The sequence below is a fragment of the Vibrio sp. 1S139 genome (assembly GCF_041439475.1).
In the GTDB taxonomy this organism is placed as follows: domain Bacteria; phylum Pseudomonadota; class Gammaproteobacteria; order Enterobacterales; family Vibrionaceae; genus Vibrio; species Vibrio crassostreae_C.
Genome location: NZ_JBGOOD010000047.1, coordinates 14,372 through 36,708, shown reverse-complemented (window position 1 = coordinate 36,708; position 22,337 = coordinate 14,372). Strand labels below are relative to the sequence as shown.

20 protein-coding genes, 1 tRNA gene and 1 riboswitch are annotated in these 22,337 nt (G+C 45.7%); of the genes, 12 read left to right on the top strand and 9 right to left on the bottom strand.

All coding sequences use genetic code 11. From position 1 onward, the window contains the following. Nucleotides 1–108 precede the first annotated feature (108 nt). The 9 genes from ACED46_RS15615 (at nt 109) to thiH (ending at nt 8,769) form a co-directional block, all read left to right on the top strand. Nucleotides 109–185, top strand: a tRNA-Trp gene (locus ACED46_RS15615). Between the two features lie 319 nt (nt 186–504). Beyond that, nucleotides 505–1,887 carry a multicopper oxidase family protein gene (locus ACED46_RS15610; RefSeq protein ID WP_371721846.1) on the top strand — a complete coding sequence of 461 codons (1,383 nt, stop codon included), beginning with the start codon at nt 505–507 and terminating at the stop codon, nt 1,885–1,887. Between the two features lie 100 nt (nt 1,888–1,987). Next, complete coding sequence (gene crcB, locus ACED46_RS15605; protein WP_004736665.1) at nt 1,988–2,371, top strand: fluoride efflux transporter CrcB; 384 nt, start codon at nt 1,988–1,990, stop codon at nt 2,369–2,371. Between the two features lie 62 nt (nt 2,372–2,433). Continuing rightward, a riboswitch (TPP riboswitch) is annotated at nt 2,434–2,532 on the top strand. Between the two features lie 130 nt (nt 2,533–2,662). After that, nucleotides 2,663–4,612 (top strand): phosphomethylpyrimidine synthase ThiC, encoded by a 1,950-nt coding sequence (gene thiC, locus ACED46_RS15600; protein WP_017085667.1) that lies wholly within the window; start codon nt 2,663–2,665, stop codon nt 4,610–4,612. Beyond that, on the top strand, nt 4,612–5,904 hold the full coding sequence (locus tag ACED46_RS15595) for a thiamine phosphate synthase (protein ID WP_371721845.1): 1,293 nt from the start codon (nt 4,612–4,614) through the stop codon (nt 5,902–5,904). Before thiC ends, ACED46_RS15595 begins: the two co-directional genes overlap by 1 nt. Then, on the top strand, nt 5,894–6,676 hold the full coding sequence (locus ACED46_RS15590) for a ThiF family adenylyltransferase (protein ID WP_371721844.1): 783 nt from the start codon (nt 5,894–5,896) through the stop codon (nt 6,674–6,676). Before ACED46_RS15595 ends, ACED46_RS15590 begins: the two co-directional genes overlap by 11 nt. Beyond that, nucleotides 6,673–6,882: a sulfur carrier protein ThiS gene (gene thiS / locus ACED46_RS15585; protein ID WP_017085664.1), complete on the top strand. Its 210-nt coding sequence runs from the start codon at nt 6,673–6,675 to the stop codon at nt 6,880–6,882. The genes ACED46_RS15590 and thiS overlap by 4 nt, the downstream gene beginning before the upstream one ends. 2 nt (nt 6,883–6,884) lie before the next feature. Continuing rightward, nucleotides 6,885–7,649, top strand: a complete 765-nt coding sequence (locus ACED46_RS15580; protein WP_371721842.1) for a thiazole synthase — start codon at nt 6,885–6,887, stop codon at nt 7,647–7,649. Nucleotides 7,650–7,656: 7 nt separating this feature from the next. Then, nucleotides 7,657–8,769 (top strand): 2-iminoacetate synthase ThiH, encoded by a 1,113-nt coding sequence (thiH, locus tag ACED46_RS15575; protein WP_371721841.1) that lies wholly within the window; start codon nt 7,657–7,659, stop codon nt 8,767–8,769. Between the two features lie 135 nt (nt 8,770–8,904). On the opposite strand, the gene ACED46_RS15570 is transcribed toward thiH, so the two are convergent. Together ACED46_RS15570 and ACED46_RS15565 are read right to left on the bottom strand one after the other, a co-directional pair. Then, nucleotides 8,905–10,695 (bottom strand): aminopeptidase P family protein, encoded by a 1,791-nt coding sequence (locus ACED46_RS15570; protein WP_371721840.1) that lies wholly within the window; start codon nt 10,693–10,695, stop codon nt 8,905–8,907. A gap of 122 nt (nt 10,696–10,817) precedes the next feature. After that, nucleotides 10,818–11,759 (bottom strand): LysR substrate-binding domain-containing protein, encoded by a 942-nt coding sequence (locus ACED46_RS15565; protein ID WP_017061320.1) that lies wholly within the window; start codon nt 11,757–11,759, stop codon nt 10,818–10,820. Between the two features lie 101 nt (nt 11,760–11,860). Here ACED46_RS15565 and ACED46_RS15560 point away from each other — a divergent pair, with 101 nt between their 5' ends. Together ACED46_RS15560 and ACED46_RS15555 are read left to right on the top strand one after the other, a co-directional pair. Then, nucleotides 11,861–13,060, top strand: coding sequence for a multidrug effflux MFS transporter (locus tag ACED46_RS15560; RefSeq protein WP_371721839.1), 1,200 nt, complete (start codon nt 11,861–11,863; stop codon nt 13,058–13,060). A 102-nt stretch (nt 13,061–13,162) separates the two neighbouring features. Continuing rightward, nucleotides 13,163–13,444 carry a hypothetical protein gene (locus tag ACED46_RS15555; protein WP_009848181.1) on the top strand — a complete coding sequence of 94 codons (282 nt, stop codon included), beginning with the start codon at nt 13,163–13,165 and terminating at the stop codon, nt 13,442–13,444. A gap of 85 nt (nt 13,445–13,529) precedes the next feature. Here ACED46_RS15555 and ACED46_RS15550 read toward each other — a convergent pair whose 3' ends face one another. The 4 genes from ACED46_RS15550 to ACED46_RS15535 form a co-directional block, all read right to left on the bottom strand. Next, complete coding sequence (locus ACED46_RS15550) at nt 13,530–13,988, bottom strand: DoxX family protein (protein WP_017062990.1); 459 nt, start codon at nt 13,986–13,988, stop codon at nt 13,530–13,532. Nucleotide 13,989: 1 nt separating this feature from the next. Beyond that, nucleotides 13,990–14,757: a DNA-binding domain-containing protein gene (locus ACED46_RS15545; RefSeq protein ID WP_017061323.1), complete on the bottom strand. Its 768-nt coding sequence runs from the start codon at nt 14,755–14,757 to the stop codon at nt 13,990–13,992. Beyond that, nucleotides 14,754–15,614, bottom strand: a complete 861-nt coding sequence (locus ACED46_RS15540) for a DUF692 domain-containing protein (RefSeq protein WP_371721837.1) — start codon at nt 15,612–15,614, stop codon at nt 14,754–14,756. The genes ACED46_RS15545 and ACED46_RS15540 overlap by 4 nt, the downstream gene beginning before the upstream one ends. Nucleotides 15,615–15,678: 64 nt before the next feature. After that, the gene (locus ACED46_RS15535) at nt 15,679–15,939 is read right to left on the bottom strand and encodes a DUF2282 domain-containing protein (RefSeq protein WP_004736650.1); all 261 of its coding nucleotides are present in this window, start codon (nt 15,937–15,939) and stop codon (nt 15,679–15,681) included. 264 nt (nt 15,940–16,203) lie between these two features. Here ACED46_RS15535 and uvrD point away from each other — a divergent pair, with 264 nt between their 5' ends. Further along, complete coding sequence (gene uvrD, locus ACED46_RS15530; protein WP_371721836.1) at nt 16,204–18,378, top strand: DNA helicase II; 2,175 nt, start codon at nt 16,204–16,206, stop codon at nt 18,376–18,378. 121 nt (nt 18,379–18,499) lie between these two features. On the opposite strand, the gene tpx is transcribed toward uvrD, so the two are convergent. The 3 genes from tpx to ACED46_RS15515 form a co-directional block, all read right to left on the bottom strand. Then, entirely contained in the window at nt 18,500–18,997 is a 498-nt protein-coding gene (gene tpx, locus ACED46_RS15525) for a thiol peroxidase (RefSeq protein ID WP_017061326.1), read from the bottom strand. Between the two features lie 785 nt (nt 18,998–19,782). Then, entirely contained in the window at nt 19,783–21,540 is a 1,758-nt protein-coding gene (ggt, locus tag ACED46_RS15520; RefSeq protein WP_371721835.1) for a gamma-glutamyltransferase, read from the bottom strand. Nucleotides 21,541–21,631: 91 nt separating this feature from the next. Next, the gene (locus ACED46_RS15515; protein WP_017061328.1) at nt 21,632–22,294 is read right to left on the bottom strand and encodes a LysE family translocator; all 663 of its coding nucleotides are present in this window, start codon (nt 22,292–22,294) and stop codon (nt 21,632–21,634) included. Between the last annotated feature and the right edge of the window lie 43 nt (nt 22,295–22,337).

Genomic DNA, 22,337 nt, shown 5'->3' with positions numbered 1-22,337 from the left:
CGGCCTGTCACGCCGGGGGTCGCGGGTTCGAGTCCCGTCCACTCCGCCACTTATTCGATAACCTCGCCTAGTGCGAGGTTTTTTCGAATCTGAAGTAATGAAAGTTTTAGGGGTGTAGCTCCAATTGGCAGAGCAGCGGATTCCAAATCCGCGTGTTGGGAGTTCGAATCTCTCCACCCCTGCCATATTTAAAGCTCCAGCAGAAATGCTGGAGCTTTTTTGTATCTGTCACTTTTTCAAAGTGACGTTGAGGACCGGAGTGTCAGCCAAGTCGACTATATTGATCCCCATCGAAGCAGAAATCCTAGAGTCTTTTTGATTTATATTTGTTCGATTTTTAATTGATAATTACCTACCTTGAATAGAATATTGTCTTAGAAATGTAAGTGCTTACTTATCTCAGTCTCTTTTATAAGCAATTAACAACACAATCCACACTTCTTTATGAGAATTATTCTCAATATTTTGTTACATTTTGGTCGTTATTACTAAAAGGCAACAAATATGGATATTTCCCGTCGTAAGTTTATTCAATCATCTCTCGCTATATCTGCATTAACAGTACTACCCGCTTGTTCAATGAAGCGGTCTGCTGATGAGCAAGGAAAGTATGTTTATGACTTAACTGCTGAACCTTCAACGGCTGAGTTAGTAGCGGGATTTGATACCAATGTCTTAGCCTTTAATGGACAGATCCCAGCTCCGACGATTCGATGTCGACAGGGTGAAAAGGTCACAATTCGTTTTACGAATAAGCTATCAGAGCCGACGACTATCCATTGGCATGGCTTAAGAATTCCTATCGAAATGGACGGTGTTCCCTTCTTAAGTCAGCCACCGATCATGCCAGGTGAAACATTCATTTATGAGTTTACGCCGCCAGATGCTGGCACATTTTGGTATCACCCACATATGAATAGCGTTAAACAGCTTGGTATGGGCTTAGTTGGCCTTATTATCGTAGAAGAGAGTAATCCAATACGGTTCGATGAAGAACACGCATTGATGCTTAAACATTGGCATATCGATAAGCAAGGTCAATGGAAAGACTTAATGATTCCAAGACTCAGTGCTCGTATGGGCACTCCAGGAGAGTGGAGTAGCGTTAATGGTGTTCATGAACCTGTATACCAATTAAAGCAGCACGCAACGACTCGACTGCGTATCGCGAATGTCGATAATACGATCACTTATCCTATTGTTATCGAAGGGGCTGAGGCATGGGTGATTGCCATTGATGGTAACCCTGTAAAAACACCTTATAAGCTGACGCAACATAAAATTGGTCCAGGGATGCGAGTGGATATTGGACTGATAGCACCCAAAGCCGGTGGGCGAGTTAGCGTCCTTCAAATGAAAGGACGCTTTCCTTTCTCTTTGTGTGAGTTCGAGGTTGTAGATTCAACCCTTGTTGAGAATCGCTCTCTGCCTTCTTTACCCCTTAATCCTGTGCCCAATTTAGATTTGGCTAATGCAGAAGAAATCGACTTTTTATTTGAATGGGAAGGGGCGGTTTCTCCAGTATCTAAAGATGGAAAATATATGCCTAAGTTTTGGCTAACTAATAAACGAGCATGGGAGGGGATGAGCAAAGATAATATCCCTGAACCGTTGGCGACTTTAGAGCTGGGAAAAACCTATATATTCGATCTTAAGAACGTCACTCAATATCATCACCCGATTCACATTCACGGCCATACATTCACTGTATTGGAACTTGATGGGAAGAAAGTTGAAGAACCTTTCCATACTGATACAGTGTTACTTGGAAAAAATGGCCGAGCTAAAGCTGCATTTGTAGCCGACAACCCTGGCCGCTGGATGTATCATTGTCATGTTATAGAACACATGAAAACGGGTTTGATGGGATATATTGAAGTTAAGTGACACCTGTAACGTTTAATATTTGCGCATGCATTCTTAGTTTCTACCCTCGCTTTTATCGGCGTTAAAGCTAGAATATAGGGATTATTGTTTGGGAGGATTCATGGGTCAGTTATCTATTCTAGGTTTTATCGCCATCGGTGGCGCGTTTGGTGCTTGTTCACGTTACTTGATTTCAGAGTTATGCGTTGTGATGTTAGGGCGTGGTTTTCCTTACGGTACGCTGACTGTTAACGTAATTGGCTCTTTGATTATGGGATTGCTCATCGCCGCGTTTGAAAATGAGATGGTTGCGACGGAGCCGTGGAGACAAATTATCGGTCTTGGTTTCCTTGGAGCCCTGACGACATTTTCTACGTTTTCGATGGATAACGTGCTTCTTATGCAGCAGGGTGCGTTCTTCAAGATGGGGCTCAATGTACTGCTCAATGTGGTTCTCAGTATTTCAGCCGCATGGATCGGCTTCCAACTTCTGATAAAGTCTTAAAACTTTCTTACGATTTGTTAACAACTCGGCTTGGTTTATCCAAGCCGTTTTTATATACTCGATCGTACTTGTCGGAGTGCCATATGGCTGAGACCGTTAACTCGGGATCCGTTGAACCTGATCAGGCTAATACCTGCGAAGGGAACAAGAGTAGATATCTAACTAGAATCCTTCTAGAGATCTATCTCCAGATCACAACTGCATTTTCTTGCTGTGATCCCTCTTGTAGCATCTTATCCGTCAAGCATTTTTATCCCTATAAATAATGGCTAAAAGCCAAGGAAAAATGCTATGTCGACTCGTAAACAAGCAAGACTGGAAGCGAAGAATTTCATTGATTCTTTATCCGTACAACCCTATCCAAACTCAAAAAAAGCTTACATCCAAGGATCTCGAGAGGACATTCAAGTCCCTGTCCGAGAAATATCACTCGCTGATAGCCTTGTTGGTGGTAGCAAAAAAGAGCCTGTATTCGAACCTAATGTACCCATTCAAGTTTACGATACCTCAGGTGTTTACACAGACCCTACACATCAAATAGACCTGTATAGCGGTCTTCCTAAGTTGCGAGAGCAATGGATTGAAGAGCGTGGTGATACGGAACTGTTAGACGACGTAAGCTCTGTTTACACCAAAGAACGTTTAGAAGATGAAACTCTAGACGACCTTCGCTACGGCAACCTGCCTAGAATTCGTCGCGCGACAGACAACCAATGTGTTACTCAGCTGCACTATGCTCGTCAGGGTATTATCACACCTGAAATGGAGTACATTGCCATACGTGAGAACATGGGACGCCAGAAGTTCGCTGATGAGCAGCTTAACCATCAACATCCTGGCCATAACTTTGGTGCAAATCTGCCGAAAGAAATTACTCCTGAGTTCGTGCGTAAAGAGGTTGCTGAAGGTCGAGCTATCATCCCTTCAAACATCAACCACCCAGAATCAGAACCTATGATTATTGGCCGAAACTTCTTAGTGAAAGTGAACGCCAATATCGGTAACTCTTCTGTAAGCTCTTCGATTGAAGAAGAAGTTGAGAAGCTAGTATGGTCGACTCGCTGGGGCGGCGATACCGTAATGGATCTTTCTACTGGCCGTAATATCCACGAGACTCGTGAATGGATCCTACGTAATAGCCCAGTGCCGATTGGTACGGTTCCTATGTATCAGGCGCTTGAGAAAGTGAATGGCGTAGCCGAAGACCTTAACTGGGAAGTGATGCGCGATACTTTGATTGAACAAGCGGAGCAGGGCGTTGATTACTTCACTATCCATGCTGGTTTGCTTCTTCGTTATGTTCCTATGACGGCTAAGCGTGTGACAGGTATTGTTTCTCGTGGTGGCTCTATTATCGCGAAATGGTGTCTTGCACATCACCAAGAAAGCTTCCTATACACACACTTCCGCGAGATCTGTGAGATCTGTGCGAAGTACGATGTGGCTTTGTCACTAGGTGACGGCCTACGTCCTGGCTCTATTGCAGATGCCAATGATGAGGCTCAGTTCTCGGAGTTACGTACTCTAGGTGAGTTAACTAAAGTGGCTTGGGAATACGATGTTCAGGTGATCATTGAAGGTCCTGGACATGTACCTATGCATCTTATTAAAGAGAACATGGATGAGCAGTTAGAGCACTGCCATGAAGCGCCTTTCTATACGTTAGGCCCGCTGACCACTGATATTGCACCGGGTTATGACCACATTACCTCTGGTATTGGCGCGGCGATGATTGGTTGGTACGGCTGTGCGATGCTGTGTTATGTAACCCCTAAAGAGCACCTAGGCTTACCAAATAAAGAAGATGTGAAGACTGGCTTGATTACTTACAAGCTAGCAGCACACGCAGCGGACCTCGCTAAAGGACATCCGGGCGCACAAATCCGAGATAATGCATTATCAAAGGCACGTTTTGAATTCCGTTGGGAAGACCAATTTAATCTAGCTTTAGATCCTGAAACCGCGCGTTCTTTCCATGATGAAACTCTGCCACAAGAGTCGGGCAAGGTTGCTCACTTCTGCTCAATGTGTGGACCTAAATTCTGTTCGATGAAGATTTCTCAAGAAGTTCGAGAGTATGCGAAAGATACAGAACAAGTAGCCGCGGATCAGGCTATCGAGATTAAGATGCTAGATAACCCGTTGGAAGGGATGCGTCAAAAATCACAAGAGTTCCGTGATACTGGCTCTGAACTTTACCACCCTGCAGTAGGTGCAAAAGAAGCTCAATTAGAGGAATAATGACAGTGAAGATTCTCATCCCATCTCAAAATATTGAGTTAACGGGAGAGGTGCAGAACTGTCTATTGGTTGCTAAGCGACAAGGCTTGGCAACCGATGCAGTTGAGTTGGGCGTAAGTCCAACTCAATACTTCTCTATCGTTGGTTCTCAGCAGGCGTTATCTATTGGCTTCGCTCATGATCTTGATTCATTGATGGTGTGTCAGCTAGCAGAACTGAACCATGTTGTTGATTACAGCAATTCAGTCGCGCTAGCTGACGTTTGTGATGCCTTTACACAAACCCCGAATACCATTTATATCGGTGTTTCAGATGATTCAGCTGTACTGGATATCTGGTCACACCTGGATGCTAATCGTGCTATCAAGAGTGACACAACAGCTCATCAGGAGTTAGATAATCGCGGCCACTTTGCTTGGTTACTTACTTTGTTGGCGCTGGAATTCCCATTAGAAGACGTACTAGTTTTAGCTCGCGCAGCGTCCAATGTTTCACGTGGAACATGGCCAGCACATTACCAAAACTTTCCAATTCCAGCTCTTGAAGATCAACGATTGGACATAAGCGTAGGTTGGGCTAACCAAGGGACATCACTTTCTTTTCCTGAGTTGAGTAAGAGTAGCCTCGGTTTATACCCTGTAGTTGATGATGTTGAGTGGATCGAAAGATTGCTCAAGCTTGGAATCAACACTGTCCAACTACGTATTAAGAACCCACAGCAAGCGGATTTAGAACAACAAGTCGCACGATCTATCGATCTTGGTCGTGAGTATAACGCTCAAGTTTTTATCAATGATTACTGGCAGCTTGCACTCAAGCATGACGCTTTTGGTGTTCATTTGGGGCAAGAGGATATTGAAGAATCAAACCTCTCACAGTTGAGCTTTGCGGGTATAAAGATTGGGTTATCGACTCATGGCTATTACGAGTTGCTACGCATTGTTCAGATTAACCCAAGCTATATTGCGCTAGGCCACATCTTCCCAACAACAACTAAACAGATGCCATCAAAGCCTCAGGGTTTAGTTCGTTTATCTCTGTATCAACAGCTGATTGATACTATCCCATACACAGAACAACTCATCGGTTATCCGACGGTTGCTATTGGTGGTATTGACCAATCAACAGCTGAGCAGGTGTGGGATTGTGGGGTGTCGAGTTTGGCGGTTGTTCGTGCGATTACATTAGCGGAAGACCCCAAAAAGGTGATCGAGTTTTTTGAAAAACTGATGACGCCTAAACCTTCAAATATTGGTGAAGAGGTTGCGCAGGAGCCTAGCTATGCTGAGTGATTTTGAGTTTATTCGTTATCAACGACAAATTGCGTTACCTGAAGTCGGTGAGCAAGGGCAACGAAACCTATTAAACAGCCATGTGCTAGTGATTGGTTGTGGTGGCTTAGGTAATGCTGCCGCTCTTTATCTTGCGGCTTCTGGTGTCGGAAAGATCGTGTTGGTTGATGATGATTGTGTGGATTCGTCTAACCTGCAACGACAGGTCGCGTTCAAAGAAAGTCAGTTAGGTTCGCCTAAAGTCGAAGCTATGAAGCAACAACTGACTGAGCTCAATAGTCGCAGTCAAGTTAGAACCATCAATCAGCGAATGAGTGACAGTCAACTTGAACTTGAAGTGATGCTCGCTGATTTGGTGTTGGATTGTACTGACAACTTTGCGCCACGCCAGCAGGTTAACCAAGCGTGTTTCGGCAGCAATACACCTTTGATTTCTGGATCTGCAATCGGTTGGAAAGGCCAGTTTATTGTATTTGATTATCAGAATCAGAAAGGGTGCTATCACTGTTTGTTCCCGTTCAGTCATCATCCACAAACGACTCGTTGTAGTGATAGCGGCATCATAGGCCCGGTTGTTGGCACCATAGGTAACCTTCAAGCTTTGGCTGCTATTCAACGTTTAACTCGTGGTGAGTTTCAGGTCGCAACACATCAGCTCAAACTGTTTGATGGCCAAACGATGAATTGGCAAAACTTAATGGTTACTCAAGATAGTGAATGTCCCGTGTGCAGTGCACCTGTAGTTAAGCATTTAGAAGAAGAAATCCAATGAGTCATATAACGATCTCTATAAACGAGCAACCAGAACAGGTCGCGCACTTGTCGTCTCTAGCGGACATTATCCAAGCTCTATCATTACCTGATCTAGGTTGTGTATTTGCAATCAATAATGCGGTTGTCCCGCGCAGCCAGTGGCAACAAACTGTCGTCAATGAAGGCGATGCTATTTCTCTTTTCCAAGCCATTGCAGGAGGCTAACCATGTTAACTATCGCTGATAAAACGTTTCAATCACGACTCTTCACTGGAACCGGGAAGTTCGCAAACAAGCATTTGATGGCGAGTGCTATTGAAGCTTCAGGTTCGCAACTGGCAACCATGGCGTTGAAGAGAGTCGATATTCGCTCTGAGCAAGACGACATTTTACAACCAATCATTGATGCTGGCGTGAACTTGCTACCGAATACCTCTGGGGCGAAGAATGCAAAAGATGCCGTCTTTGCTGCGCATTTGGCTCGTGAAGCGCTAGGCACAAACTGGCTTAAACTGGAAATTCACCCAGATCCAAAGTACTTGATGCCAGACCCAATTGAGACGCTTAAAGCTGCTGAGCAACTGGTTAAAGATGGTTTTGTTGTGTTGCCTTACTGTCATGCCGATCCAGTATTGTGTAAACGCTTGGAAGAGGTGGGTTGCGCTGCGGTTATGCCGCTAGGTGCGCCGATTGGTTCAAATAAAGGTATCGCTTCGGCAGATTTCTTAGAGATCATTATCGACCAAGCGAATGTCCCTGTGATTGTGGATGCAGGCATAGGCGCACCATCGCAGGCTGCTCGTGCAATGGAAATGGGCGCGGATGCGGTTCTAGTTAATACTGCAATTGCGGCTTCTCAACAACCCGTTGATATGGCGATTGCTTTTAAACTGGCAGTTGAAGCTGGCCGTATGGCTTACCTTTCTGGTCTTGCTGGACAGGTGTCTCATGCGGTTGCTTCTAGTCCGCTAACTTCATTCCTAGACGAGTAGTGTCCTTATGACGTTTGTTGATCGATTTAAACAGCTCAACTGGGATGACATTGGTATGTCCATCTTCAGTAAAACGGCAGCGGATGTTGAGCGCGCTCTGAGTAAACCTAAACGCGACTTGGAAGACTTTAAGGCTCTTATCTCTCCGGCAGCAGAACCTTACTTAGAGCAGATGGCGCAACAATCGTTGACACTCACACGCAAGCGATTCGGCAATACAATGTCGTTGTATATTCCATTGTACCTCTCAAACTTATGTGCGAATGCGTGCACGTATTGTGGTTTCTCAATGGAGAACCGCATTAAGCGTCGCACACTTACTTTAGATGAAATCGATGCTGAAAGTGCCGCTATCAAAAAGATGAAGTTTGATAGTGTATTGTTGGTGACTGGTGAACATGAAACCAAGGTCGGGATGAAGTACTTCCGTGAAGTGCTACCGAATATTAAGGCACAATTTAACTATCTTGCGATGGAAGTGCAGCCGCTTGATCAAGATGACTACGCAGAGCTTAAAACTCTCGGCTTAGATGCGGTGATGGTTTACCAAGAAACGTATAGCCCAAGTACCTACGCGGAACACCACTTGCGTGGCAATAAAATGGATTTTGAATACCGGCTCGAAACGCCCGATCGTTTGGCAAAAGCGGGTATTGATAAGATAGGTATTGGCGCTTTGATTGGCTTGGAAGATTGGCGTACCGACTGTTTCTTCGTGGCCGCTCACTTAGACTATCTTGAGCGTACTTATTGGCAAACACGTTACTCGATTTCATTCCCACGTCTTCGTCCGTGTGAGGGTGGTTTGCAGCCTAAATCGATTATGAGTGATAAACAGTTGGTTCAACTTATCTGTGCGTATCGTTTATTAAACCCTGAGGTTGAATTGTCTCTCTCGACTCGTGAGTCTTCAGCTTTCCGTGACAATGTGTTGCCATTGGGAATCACCAGTATGTCGGCTGCGTCTAAAACCCAGCCTGGTGGTTATGCTTCTGATGAAGAAGAACTCGAGCAATTTGAAATAAGTGATGAGCGAAGTGCTGCCGATGTTGAGTCAATGATTCGTCAACGTGGTTTTGATCCTGTGTGGAGAGACTGGCACAGTGCTTACTCTGGTTAGCGAACACGCAGATTTATGTTCCACGTGAAACATCGACGAAGTTAAATCGACAAATAAAAACGGCTACCCTAAGGTGGCCGTTTTTCATTTCATTAAGTTTGAATTAGCTAAGCATTAAGCATTAAGCATTAAGCATTAAGCATGAGCAAGTGGAGTGGTTGATTGGCGTAACCATTCCAATGTATCACCTTCAACTAATGGGCTAACATCGTTCCATACTTTCTGGTGGTAATCATTAAGCCATGCAAGTTCAGGTCGTGTCAGTAAATCGACGTTGATGTTGCGCTTATCGATAGGGCAACGTGTTAGCGACTCAAACGTTAGTACTGAGAAGTCACCTTGAGTTGGCAGCTCAACCACCAGTTCTAGGTTTTCGATACGGATACCAAATTCATCTGCACGGTAGTAACCCGGCTCGTTTGATAACACCATGCCTTCAACAAGAGGTACATCGATTAGCTTCTTAGAGATGCTTTGCGGACCTTCATGAACACTTAGGAAATGACCAACACCGTGACCAGTACCGTGGTCGTAGTCGAAGCCTTCTGCCCATAAGTGTTGGCGAGCTAGAATATCAAGTTGGAAACCACGAGTACCCTGTGGGAAACGTGCACGCGCGATACCGATGTGACCTTTAAGCGCTAACGTGAACTGCTGGATCATTTCGTCGCTTGGCTGGCCAATCGCGATAGTTCGAGTGATGTCGGTTGTACCATCTAGGTACTGACCGCCTGAATCGACTAGGTAAAGAGTATTCATCTCTAACTGACCTGGTTCAGGTTGGTTCTCGTGGTTGTAGTGACACATTGCTGCGTTGCCGCCTGCTGCTGAAATCGTGTCAAAACTTAGGTCCATCAGCGTTGGGTCTTGTTCGCGGAATGATTGAACTTTGTCTGCTAGCACAGCTTCATTGTGCAGATTACCTTGCGTGACTTCTGCATCAATCCAAGATAGGAACTTCGCCATCGCAACACCATCACGAATGTGACACGCTTTCATGCCGGCAATTTCAGTTTCATTCTTTGCTGCTTTTGGCATTAGGCATGGGTCTGCTGCTTCAATGATATGAGCACCAGAGTTTTGTAGAACCAGCGTGTACCAAGCGTTACTGGTACCTGAATCGACAGATACATTTTTGCCTTCCAAAGATTGAAGGCGTGCTTCAAACTCTGATGGGTGAGATACGCGAATACCATTGCCAACGTGTGCTTCAAAGCCCGTAGGAATACGAGCTGGGTCTAGGAAGAAGTCGACGCTTTCATCGGCGTGGATGATCGCATTGGATAACACAACAGGTAGGCGAGATACGTCCAAGCCGCGAATGTTAAGCAACCAACAGATCGAATCGAGTTCCGTAAGGATAGCGGCATCAGCACCTTTGGCTTTTAGTAAGCCAGCAATCTCCGCACGTTTGCTTTCACTTGATTGGCCTACTGCGTCTGTTGCCATTAAGCGAACATCAGATACCACCGGCTCAGGACGATCAGACCAAAGCTCATCAATTGGATTCGAAGATAGTGTTGTTAGTTCAACTTTCTCTGCCAGTTTAGCTTGAGCGCCTTTCAACCAAGCAGCAGTGTGCATGCGTGGGTCGAATGCAACCTTGCTGCCTTGTGCTAGAGAACTGGTGATCCAATCTAAAGCCGGCTCTTCAATAAGGTGGCGATACTCAAATAACTCTGCTGGTACCTGCTTACGAACCTGAACCGTGTAGCGACCATCAACAAAAATAGCAGCGTTCTCACGAGTGATAACTGCCGCACCAGCAGAGCCAGTGAAACCTGTTAACCAGTGAAGTCGCTCGTTATGAGCAGGAACGTATTCACCTAGATATTCGTCTTCATGTGGAATGATAACGGCATCTAGGTTGTTTGTTTCAAGCCAAGCTCGAACCGCAGCAACGCGTTCAGCAGTGATATTGTGCATCTGTGTTTATCCTTATTGTTAGGGTCCTTGTTAACACTCACAGTCGATATACATGCGAGGGGACTTATTAGGTCAATAAGCTAGCGCTTTTGTTCGTTTGCTGCAAACGCTGTACGCCATTTTTATCTAAGGTGCAGAGTTTTTTCTTTGATGATATCTCGTAGCCAAGTTAACGCTGGGTCATTTTCTCTGTCACGGTGCCAAAACAGAGTGTATGCCATCGGTGGGAATTCCATCGGTAAAGGGACAACCACTAAGTCGAGTTGCTTGGCGACGAGGTAAGTAAAGTGGCTTGGTGCAGTAAACACAAAGTCGGTGTAGGTACATAGGCTTGCGGCGCTATTGAAGTCTGGAACAGAAATAGCGATATCACGTTGGTGACCAAGGTCGGCAAGCTTATAGTCGAGCAGCCAACGATCGTTACCATCACATCTTACTTGTACATGACGCTGTGCAAGGTAGGTTTCCAGATCCCATTTGCCATTCAGAGCGGGGTGGTTGCGTCTTAGCACACACATCTGCGCGTCACGGTAGATCTCTTGCTCGCAAATATCATCTGGCGGCAGCATAGTTAAACGTGCGTCGTTGATGTCGATGTCTTTGCCTGTGAGTCCGATATCTAACTCACCAAGCTGTAGCTTCTTAAAGGTTTGCTCGGTCCACGCGTGGGTGTTGATATTGACCTTAGGCGCTTGTCGAAATATTGCTGGTAAGAAGTGCGGAAGAATCAGCGGGTAAACACTCTCAACGGCAGCGATGTGAAAGCTGTGGTCGCTGTTATTGGGAATGAATGTCTCAGGCTGAGTGAGAACATCAAGTTGGTTGATCAACGTTTCTAAGCGAGGCTTAAGGAAAACAGCTTTCGGTGTTGGTCTCAGGCCATGTGCGCTTCGCGTGAAAAGAGGGTCATTAAATTGTTCACGAAGCTTGGCTAACGATTTACTTACAGCCGATTGACTCAGACACAATCGATGTGCGGTGCGCGTGACGCTTAGCTCTTCCATCAGAACCTGTAAGCAAACCAGTAGGTTTAAGTCGAGGCGTGATAGTTTCTCAATATTCATATGAGTTTCCTATTTGGAATAATGCTAATGAGTATATGCCATTTTTGTTCATATCTTTAGTTGGTTATTATGCACCTAAATTAACTCATTCGGAGAATCTTGTGCCTTCTAACGCGCTTCCAACCCCTAGTAAACTGCAGGTTGCTTTATTGGCAATGTTGGTTTTATTTAGCCCTCTGGCTATTGATATCTACCTACCAGCTCTGCCACAAATTTCGACAGCGTTTCACGTGGAACATGCACTAGCACAAGATACGATTACCTGGTTTTTATTCGCCATGGGTGTCGGGCAATTATTTGCTGGCCCTTTGGCTGATAAGCTAGGACGTCGAACCGTTGCATTGGGAGGTGTTAGTATCTATGCATTGAGTGCTTGCTTGGCGTGGGCAGCTCAATCGATTGATATGATGCTAATGGCTCGGCTGCTACAAGGCTTAGGAGCTTGTGCGACTTCTGTAGCAGCCTTTGCAACGGTTCGCGATCTATTTGGCCCAGAGAAGAGTGGCCGTATGATCAGCTACCTTAATGGGGCAATCTGTTTTATTCCTGCTTTGGCACCCATTCTTGGCGCTTGGTTAACACATCAATTTGGTTGGCGCTCGAACTTTAGCTTTATGGCAGGCTTTGCTGTCGTTGTTGGCACTATCTTATTCTTCCAAATGAAAGAGTCTAACCCTGCGACAGAAAAGGTTGCGGTATTCAAGCTTGAGCGATACTGGTCAGTATTGAAAACACCATCATTCCTTTTCCACGCAACCTTGTGTCTGATGGCGATGGCGGTTATCCTCGCTTATGTAACCTCTGCACCAGTTGTGTTGATGGAAAACCTAGGCCTGACCATGAAAGAGTTTACTTTCTGGTTTGGTGTTAATGCGGCCATCAACATTGCAGCTGCGTTTACTGCACCTAAATTTATGGACCGTTTTGGTACCTATAAAGCACTGGTGGTTGGTATCTCGACGCTGGGCTTAGCGGGTGTGATTATGTTGGTGCTTGCTGAGCACGCTACTCCAATCGCGTTCATGCTACCGATCTTCTTATCGTCAGTTGGCTTTGCTTGGATTCTTGGTGCTGCGGCAGGTAAAGCTCTAGAACCTTTCGGTGACCGTGTGGGTACAGCTGCTGCGCTGCTTGGCTTGTTCCAAATGAGCGGTTCAGGGCTTCTTGTGGGTACCATGCAACGTCTTGATTTAACGTCGCAAGTGATGATTGCTCTGCAAATGTTCCTGATTGTTCCTGCGTTATTAGTGCTTGCGAGCAAAGCGGGTAAGTCTTGGCACACGACGTTTGCTAAGGCATAAGTTACAAGGGTGACAAAATATACAAATGGCGGTTTTCGAAACGTTAAAACATGGTATATTTGTCACTCATTGAAACGTTAGTCCCCAACGGAAAATACTGTAATGTCATTAACAACCTACGAAATGGCGCGCGTCTTAGAACAAATGGAAGATGCACCTGAAAAGGTCATGTTTGGTAAACTGCTTAAAGAGCTAGGCAACCAAAGTGAAGAGCGTATTCGCAGTGCGGCAAAACAAGTTCCAATCGATACTTTGCGAGACATCATTTACCAATTTCAGCGTGTGGTAGAGTCTCGTAAGGGTGAGCAGGTTCAGCTACTAGCAAAAGAGCTAGCCGAGCAAGGTATCTCTGCTGAAGAGCTACAAGCTTTTCTGAATAAGTAGTTTATCCCAGTTAAAAAGAAACCACTCAATTGAGTGGTTTTTTGCGTTTTGGGGTATATCAATTTAGTGCGAATGAAAGTTCGTTCTAACCTCTAAACTGCGCTTTCAAAATTCGATCAAGTGAGAATGGCCCGGCGCCCCACACGACAACGATAAGAATCATTAATCCCCAAAGCTGATGATCGTAGAAGCCTTGATCCCACAATACAGGGTAAGACACGACAGCAATGATATTGAAAACGAACAACACCGCAGCCATAGGTCGTGTTAATAAACCGAGTGCTAAAAACACTGGCAGAATTAACTCCGCGGCAGTCCCCATGTAAGCTGCTAACTCCCAAGGTAGCAGTGGCACTTGGTATTCCAATTCAAACAAGTAAAGCGTGCTATCCCAAGTAGCTATCTTGGTGAGTCCAGAATTAAAGAATACCCACGCCACCCAAAGGCGACAAAATAGTAGAAGCACTGGAACAAAAAGTGCCTGTGATTTCTCAATCAAACTGTCGTATTGAGCCATCATGTTCGTGACTGTGTTGTTATCCATGTTATGCCTCCAATTCGGCATTGATTGAAAAACCTGAGATGACGTTTAGCGCCATAACAGTATTCAGATGTTGTAGTAATAAAGGATCGATTGCTGAGAGTGTTCGACCTGATTGCAATTCAGTGAGGAGTTGGTGGCTCTCTTCACTCAAACTATGGCTCTCAACCTGTGAATTCTCAGCTCGGATTAACACCCCAAATTCAGCTTGGTTGATGTCTAGCCCATCAAGTTGCTGCTGATAGATGGCGTGTTCAAGCGCGATAATCGTGTAACTAGAATGAATCAGTGTTATTGAATCTTTGAGATGAAAGACTAAAGCGCCTTGTTGCTCTTGTGGTACATCTGCAAGGCAAGAAAGAGGTCTCTGGTCGACATGTGCTTGTGACGAAAACCTTACCAAGCTATCTTTCTGCCATTCATACAAAGCCACTTCACCGAGATAAGGTGCAGCCTCAATAACGGCAGGAAAGGCTTGGATAGTCTGTTCAAAGTGTTCACCGTAACCACTGACATCACCAGAGGTCGATGGATAATGTAAGACATGTTGACGAGCCATCTGTTGGAAGCACTCTTCACCAACCAACATTTCAGTGAGTGGGTAGGTTGCTGCCAGAACTTCGCTCAAGCTGATCACAAAGTTATTACGGTAAATCTGGATGCGTTGTTCATCGGTAAAATGGTCGCTCACTATGTCGCAGTACTCACCATTGTTTTGATAGCGTAGGGCGTTAGCAAACTCCAATTGAACCTCTGCTAGGGAGTGGCTCATGAGGCGCGACTCCTTTGGTTGAACTTGTCGTGTTGATACAAGATATCACTGGCTTTGGTTGCTTCAGCCAATAAAACTTGTGGCTCTGGGATATCGAGATCCCACTCAATCAAGGTATGGCGCAAACCATGTTGTGCAACCCAGTCAGTGTAGAGTTTCCACACTTCGTCACAGACAGGTTTACTGTGTGTGTCTATCCAGATCTCACCTTGTTCAAGCTTCTTTTTGGTAAAACCTGCCAAGTGAATCTCTTCAACTTTGTCTGCAGGAATTCCGCTTAAGTACTCTTCACAGCTGAAACCGTGATTAAAAGATGAGACAAAAATATTATTGAAATCGAGCAGTAGGCGGCACTCGGTACGCTTCTGTACCTCGGCTAAAAACTCCCACTCAGGGATGGTTGAATGCTTGAAGGCAAGGTAGCTCGATGGATTTTCAATCAGCATAGGGCGTTGCATGCCGTCTTGAACCTCGATTACATTGCGGCAGAAGACTTCTAACGCCTCTTCGGTATAAGGCAGCGGCAACAAGTCATTGAAGTAATGACCGCCAGTCTGACTCCAGCTGAGATGATCAGAAACCAAGAAGGGGTCGATATCATCAATGAGTTCTTTTAACTGCATCAGATGATGTTGATTGATGCGATCAACAGAACCTAGTGACAACCCAACGCCGTGACAACTTATGTTGTGTGCGTGACGAATCTCTCTCAGTTGTTGACGTTGCGGTGATTGAGCTAAAAAGTAGTTCTCGCTGTGCACCTCTAACCAACTCACTAAAGCTGGGTTTTGGCTAAAGAAGTCCAAGTGCGGTGTTCTAAGGCCAACCCCTGCGTTGGGATGAAGAGTTTGAGTCACAACGATTCTCCTAATAGGAAGTGGAGGTGAGCTGAATGTCAGCTCACCATACTAAGCAGCTCAATTATGATGATTGAGTGTTACCACCTGATAATTTGCCACACAGTCCTTTAGGAACGACCACGAATGCATCGGATTGGTTGTCTTCTTTGGCTGTACCCGCACATGAACTTGTTTTGGTTGCACAATCATTTTGGCCAGCTTTTGCAACGCCGTAGCATTTCTCTTTTGCTGCTGCTTCCGCAGGTGCTGATGTAAGAACTGCACCGCCGAACGCTAGTACACTTGTGATTGCAGCTGTAACAGCAAGATTAGAATTTTTCATAGTCATTCCCTCTAGGACTTAATAGTATTTTTATATCGCAGGTTAATAAGTTGTTAACTTGCTTACTAAAAAGGATAGGAAGAACTCGGAAATAATTTCACTGCATTATAAAAAATATCAATATTAATGATGTATTAGCTATTAAGTTGCTGATTATATGATGTTATTTTTTGATTGTTTTTTCTTCTTATTATCCTAAACGCAGCCTAGTGTTTAGGTTATAATCAGCTTTTATGTATAAATACCCAGTAGTGAGCATATCCAATGATAGATCCTTCGCTTTTACTCGATGGCCTAAACGATAAACAACGTGAGGCGGTCGCAGCACCTTTAGAAAACCTACTTATTCTGGCAGGTGCTGGCAGTGGTAAAACGCGAGTGTTGGTGCATCGCATCGCTTGGCTGCAAAGCGTAGAGCAAGCATCGCCGTTCTCTATCATGTCGGTTACCTTCACCAACAAAGCGGCAGCAGAGATGCGTGGTCGTATTGAAGAGTTGATGATGGGTAGCTCGTCGGGTATGTGGAACGGTACCTTCCACGGTATTTGTCACCGCATCCTTCGTGCTCACTACCTAGATGCAAAACTGCCAGAAGATTTCCAGATCATTGATTCAGATGATCAGATTCGTTTGCTACGTCGTTTAATCAAGGCGCAAAACCTTGATGAAAAGCAGTGGCCTGCAAAACAAGCTTCTTGGTGGATCAATGGCAAGAAAGACGAGGGATTACGCCCAAATCACATCGACGCCTACCATGATCCAATAACTCAAACGTGGTTAAAGATCTATTCTGCTTACCAAGAAGCATGTGACCGTGCTGGCTTGGTCGACTTTGCGGAAATCTTGTTGAGATCGCATGAACTATTGCGCGATAAGAAACACATCCGAGAGCACTACCAAGCTCGCTTCAAGCATATCCTTGTCGACGAATTTCAAGATACCAACAACATCCAATACGCTTGGTTACGTATGATGGCGGGCCCGGATTGTCGCGTGATGATCGTGGGTGATGATGACCAATCTATCTATGGCTGGCGTGGTGCCAAGATTGAAAATATTCAGAAGTTCTTGGATGAATTCCCAGGAGCTTCAACGGTTCGACTCGAACAAAACTACCGTTCAACCAAAACCATTCTGCAGGCGTCGAACGAGCTTATCTCGAACAACACTGAGCGTATGGGTAAAGAGCTGTGGACCGATGGCAACGATGGCGAGCCAATCTCTGTGTACTCGGCTTATAACGAGCTAGATGAAGCGCGTTTCACGGTCAGCAAAATCAAAGAGTGGCAAGAGAAAGGCGGTGCGCTAGAAGATACCGCGATGCTGTATCGTAATAACGCCCAATCGCGTGTTCTTGAAGAAGCTTTGATTCAAGGTGGTCTACCTTACCGAATCTATGGCGGCATGCGATTCTTCGAGCGTCAAGAAATCAGAGATGCCTTGAGCTACCTGCGCCTCATGAGCAACCGCAGTAATGATGCCGCGTTTGAACGTGTGGTTAATACGCCAACGCGTGGCTTGGGTGATAAAACGTTAGAAACGATTCGTCTTGCTGCTCGTGATCGTGGTGCAACCATGTGGGAAGCCAGTGTTGCTTTGATAGAAGAGCAAGTGCTACCCGGTCGTGCTGCGGGCGCATTAAGTCGTTTTATCGAGCTGATTAATGCGCTTGAAGATGACACGTTGGAACTTAGCCTGCATGAACAAACCGACCACGTGATTAAATCGTCGGGTCTGTTTGCTATGTACGAGCAAGAGAAGGGTGAGAAGTCGAAGGCACGTATCGAGAACTTGGAAGAATTGGTAACGGCAACGCGCCAGTTTGAAAAGCCGGAAGAAGCGAATGAGATGAGCATGCTGACGGCGTTCTTAACTCACGCAGCTTTGGAAGCGGGTGAAGGTCAGGCCGATGAGTTTGACGATGCGGTTCAGTTAATGACTTTGCACAGTGCTAAAGGCCTAGAGTTTCCAATGGTGTTCATGGTGGGTGTCGAAGAAGGCATGTTCCCAAGCCAGATGTCGGCCGAAGAAGCGGGGCGTTTAGAAGAAGAGCGTCGCCTGTGTTACGTAGGCATGACCCGTGCGATGGAGAAGCTTTACATCACTTATGCTGAGATGCGTCGTCTGTACGGTCAGGACAAATATCATAAGCCATCACGTTTTATTCGTGAGCTGCCAGAAACCTGTCTGGATGAAGTGCGTATGAAAGCGCAAGTCAGCCGCCCTGCAAGCAGTGGTCGCTTTAGCCAAACCGCTGTGAAAGAGAACTTCAATGAAACAGGCTTTAGCTTGGGCTCTCGCGTGAAGCACCCTAAGTTTGGTGAAGGCACCATCATCAACTTCGAAGGAAGTGGCCCACAAAGCCGAGTTCAAGTGGCGTTTAATGGTGAAGGGATTAAGTGGTTAGTAACGGCTTACGCGCGTTTAGAGCAGCTTTAATCTATTACTTCAGCATCTAATAACCGTTCATTATTGAAAATAAAAAGAGCAGTCAATGGCTGCTCTTTTTTATTGCGCACCGCTTTAAGCGGTCATAATACATGACTGACTAGAAGGGATCTTACAGTGCTTCAAGTGCCGCTTCGTAGTTTGGTTCTTCAGTGATCTCTGCAACCAACTCACTGTGTGTTACCACACCCTTTTCATCAACAACGACAACTGCACGTGTTGTTAGGCTTGCTAGTGGACCTTCAGCAATCGCTACGCCGTAGTCTGATGCGAATGTAGGAGAACGGAAAGTTGAAGCGTGTTGAACGCCTTCAATGCCTTCTAGTTCGCAGAAGCGACCTGCAGCAAATGGTAGGTCAGCAGAAATACAAACAACCACCGTGTTCTCAAGCTCTGCCGCTTTTGCGTTGAACGTACGTACGCTCGTTGCACAAGTTGCTGTGTCGATGCTTGGGAAGATGTTTAGAACCACTTTCTTGCCTGCAAGAGAAGCAAGAGTCAGTTCAGAAAGATCGCCTGCAGTTAGTGCAAAGCTTGGTGCTTGTTCGCCAGTTTGTGGGAATGTGCCAGTTAGCGGTACAGCAGCGCCTTTGAAGGTAACGTGTGACATGAATTTGTCCTTAGTTTACTTATGGTTATGAAACTAGTTGAGCCTAGTAAGACTTACGTTACTCGGAAGTGGTTAAGAAGTGAATTATTTAAATGTCAGAATTGTAATCAAAGGTCTTTGATTTATTTGTTTTAGGGGAAGAAAAAGCGGGACGACAGATAAAGAAAAACCCCGAGAGCTTGCGCTCATCGGGGTCTATAGTCTTACTCGCAGCAATCCGGCTACTAAGTGTGCTCCATGCATCAAATCCATGATAGTGTGCTGTTATCCTTCAGCGTATTCCTTTCGTCGCCTTCCTAGCGGTGTCCTTGATCTTATCCTGATCTGCCAACAATCCTCGTTAGCGCGCGTCACTTGTTCCTTGAGCGGTGTCCTTGACATCATCCTGATGTTCAGTCCTTTCCTCGTCCAGAGGTGTCCATTGTCTTTCCTTAGTAGCAACCATCCTAGTTACTATTGCGTCCATTCAATGTCCATTTCGCTATCCATGCCGATTATTCATCCTGAGTAATCGAATCTTCATCCTGAAGATAACCAAGTCCTTGGCGTTTCCTGTTCCGTGTCAGCATCCTTCCGACACCATTCATATTACCGATTCCTTATTTATCAGCAATGGTGCATAAGCGAATTTCTATATAATTATTTGAATGATAAATGTACGTATTGTTTAATTTCAATCGGTTACGGTTTGTGGGTGACTAATTTCGTCATCAAATATCGATATTTACTCACTGCCTTGTGAGAGATCTCGCACAAGGCTGCGAGTAAAAAGGGAGGATTATTCCCTATTGGCCAATAGCTGCACCTTCACGGCGAGGGTCTGCAGCACCTTCTAGACCATCTTTTGTGATGCGAATAGCGTGTAAACCCGAGTTAAGATCGCGAACGTTGACCTCAAATCCCATCTTTTCTAGCTCAGGTTTGAAGTTTTCCGCTGATGTTCCTTTTTCCAAATCTAAGGTACCGAAGCGATTTAGGAAGTGTGGTTGGTTGATCGCTTGTTGGATATCCATGTCCCATTGGGTGTGAGCAATGATCGCTTGTGCCACATAACCGATGATACGGCTGCCTCCCGGAGAGCCAATTGCCATGTAAGGTTTATCGTCTTGCATGATGATGGTCGGTGCCATTGAAGAACGTGGGCGCTTACCCGGTTCAAGTCGGTTCGCGATAGGTTTGCCATCGTTATGAGTCTTGAATGAGAAGTCGGTTAGTTCGTTATTGAGTAGGAAACCTCTAACCATCAAACGTGAGCCAAAGGCATTCTCAATAGTGGTAGTCATCGATACGACATTGCCATCACTATCGACAATGTTGAAGTGGCTGGTGGACGGCAACTCAATAGAAACATCTTGGCTTCTCTGCATCGCATGATCCCACGGTGGGGTGCCTGAAGGTGCGCTGTCTAATGCCTTACCTGCGGTAATTAACTGAGCACGCTCCTGCAAATAGTCAGTATTCACTAACCCTTGGGTTGGCATAGGCACATAATCTTGGTCTGCCATGTACATACCACGGTCTGCAAAGGCTAAGCGAGAAGCGTCTGCTAACACTTGCCAAGATTTTGCGTCGTTTGGCCCCCATGATTTGAGGTCAAACTGCTCAGTCATTGCAAGGATTTGTCCAACCGTTAACGCACCTGAACTTGGTGGCCCCATTCCGCAAATATCGTAGCTTTCATAAGCAGAACAAACCGGTTCGCGCTGCTTGATCGAATAGGCGTCGAAATCTTTCTGTGCCAATACGCCCGGGTTACCTTTCGCTGTTTGTACTGTGTTAATGATGTCGGCAGAAATCTCACCTTGGTAGAAAGCTTTAGCACCATCCTTCGAGATAGCGTGTAACGTTGCCGCGTATTCAGGGTTCTTAAGTTGCGTGCCAGCGGCTTTCGGGCTGCCATCGGCATTGAAGAAGTAGGCTTTAGTTGTCGCAAAGCGGCTCAGACGTTCTTGGTCGTTTTCGATCAAGGTGGCTAAACGTGGGCTGATAGTAAAACCTTCTTCAGCTAACTGAGCGATAGGTTTAATCAGTGATGCCCATTCGAGCTTGCCGTATTTCTGGTGAGTGTCCCACAGCAATTGCACCGTGCCCGGCGTGGCAACAGAACGACCGCCAACCACGGCATCATAGAATTTAAGCGGTTGTCCGTTTTCGTCTTGGAATAGACGTGGGGTGGCATCAAGTGGCGCAGTTTCACGGCCATCGTAGGTCTTGAGCTGTTTGTCTTTGCCATCAAAATAGACAAGGAACACGCCGCCACCAATACCTGATGACTGAGGTTCCACTAAGCCAAGCATAAGCTGCACGGCAACCATGGCGTCAATTGCGTTACCACCACGGGCAAGTACATCAGCACCGGCTTGTGTTGCAAGAGGGTTGGCTGCGGTGACCATCCAATCGTTGGCTTTAACGAGTTGTTTGGTTTCTAAACCACTACTTTGTTCGGGTGCGACGGAATCGGCAGCTTGATTTGCCCAACTGACGTGAGAGGCAAAAAGTAGGGTAGAAGTGGCGAGGGTTGTTAGTTTTGTTTTCCACTGCATGATCTTCTCCTTTTAATATGCAGAGCTAGATTGGCAGCGGAAAGATTAGATAGCCAGTGCGTTGTTAACGAATTGTAATCTTGATTCGAATTTAAGCGATTAAACCGGACAGCGACTGCCAAAGAATACTCGCGCCAATCAGGCTGAATACCACGCCACATAAGCCATCGATGTATACCGTTGCTTCGCTAAGTTTCTTCTGTAGAGCCTTAGTCGAAAGCATCCACGCCAGTAGTGAAAACCAAAACAGAGACAGACCAAACAAGATAATAAGCGCAAAGCCTTTACCTGATAGAGACATGTCGGCAGGCACTAAGCTCGACATCAAGCTAATAAAGAACACCAAAGCTTTTGGGTTGAGAATATTGGTCGCAAACCCTTTCGAAAATGCCTGACGCTTGTTGGTCAGAATCAGATCTTTGGCATTGACGGTATCGTCGTCATCGTCGTGGTTCTGAATGATTTGCCAGGTTGCTTTAAGTGCACCGTAGCCTAAGTACAGCAAGTAGCTACCGCCAGCCAACTGGATAATGGCAAATAGGGTTGGTTGCTGGTGGACTAGGTAACTGATTCCCGTCAGGCTGAGCAACGAATGCAGTAAGATCCCGCAAGATAAACCAAGCGCAATGTACAAGCCTGTTTGTCTGCCGTGGCGTGTCGCATTTTGCACGACTAACGCAAAGTCAGGGCCGGGGCTCATCAAAGCGATGAAATGGATAGAGGCGAGGGTGATCAGTATGGTGACTTCGTTCATGTCAGTTCTCAATAACGTTGCCGCTATTATTAAATAAGTAATC

Coding starts and splice junctions, on each gene's coding strand:
- ACED46_RS15610 (WP_371721846.1), top strand. CDS start 505: ATGGATATTTCCCGTCGTAAGTTTATTCAATCATCTCTCGCTATATCT.
- crcB (WP_004736665.1), top strand. CDS start 1,988: ATGGGTCAGTTATCTATTCTAGGTTTTATCGCCATCGGTGGCGCGTTT.
- thiC (WP_017085667.1), top strand. CDS start 2,663: ATGTCGACTCGTAAACAAGCAAGACTGGAAGCGAAGAATTTCATTGAT.
- ACED46_RS15595 (WP_371721845.1), top strand. CDS start 4,612: ATGACAGTGAAGATTCTCATCCCATCTCAAAATATTGAGTTAACGGGA.
- ACED46_RS15590 (WP_371721844.1), top strand. CDS start 5,894: ATGCTGAGTGATTTTGAGTTTATTCGTTATCAACGACAAATTGCGTTA.
- thiS (WP_017085664.1), top strand. CDS start 6,673: ATGAGTCATATAACGATCTCTATAAACGAGCAACCAGAACAGGTCGCG.
- ACED46_RS15580 (WP_371721842.1), top strand. CDS start 6,885: ATGTTAACTATCGCTGATAAAACGTTTCAATCACGACTCTTCACTGGA.
- thiH (WP_371721841.1), top strand. CDS start 7,657: ATGACGTTTGTTGATCGATTTAAACAGCTCAACTGGGATGACATTGGT.
- ACED46_RS15570 (WP_371721840.1), bottom strand. CDS start 10,695: ATGCACAATATCACTGCTGAACGCGTTGCTGCGGTTCGAGCTTGGCTT.
- ACED46_RS15565 (WP_017061320.1), bottom strand. CDS start 11,759: ATGAATATTGAGAAACTATCACGCCTCGACTTAAACCTACTGGTTTGC.
- ACED46_RS15555 (WP_009848181.1), top strand. CDS start 13,163: ATGTCATTAACAACCTACGAAATGGCGCGCGTCTTAGAACAAATGGAA.
- ACED46_RS15550 (WP_017062990.1), bottom strand. CDS start 13,988: ATGGATAACAACACAGTCACGAACATGATGGCTCAATACGACAGTTTG.
- ACED46_RS15545 (WP_017061323.1), bottom strand. CDS start 14,757: ATGAGCCACTCCCTAGCAGAGGTTCAATTGGAGTTTGCTAACGCCCTA.
- ACED46_RS15535 (WP_004736650.1), bottom strand. CDS start 15,939: ATGAAAAATTCTAATCTTGCTGTTACAGCTGCAATCACAAGTGTACTA.
- uvrD (WP_371721836.1), top strand. CDS start 16,204: ATGATAGATCCTTCGCTTTTACTCGATGGCCTAAACGATAAACAACGT.
- tpx (WP_017061326.1), bottom strand. CDS start 18,997: ATGTCACACGTTACCTTCAAAGGCGCTGCTGTACCGCTAACTGGCACA.
- ggt (WP_371721835.1), bottom strand. CDS start 21,540: ATGCAGTGGAAAACAAAACTAACAACCCTCGCCACTTCTACCCTACTT.
- ACED46_RS15515 (WP_017061328.1), bottom strand. CDS start 22,294: ATGAACGAAGTCACCATACTGATCACCCTCGCCTCTATCCATTTCATC.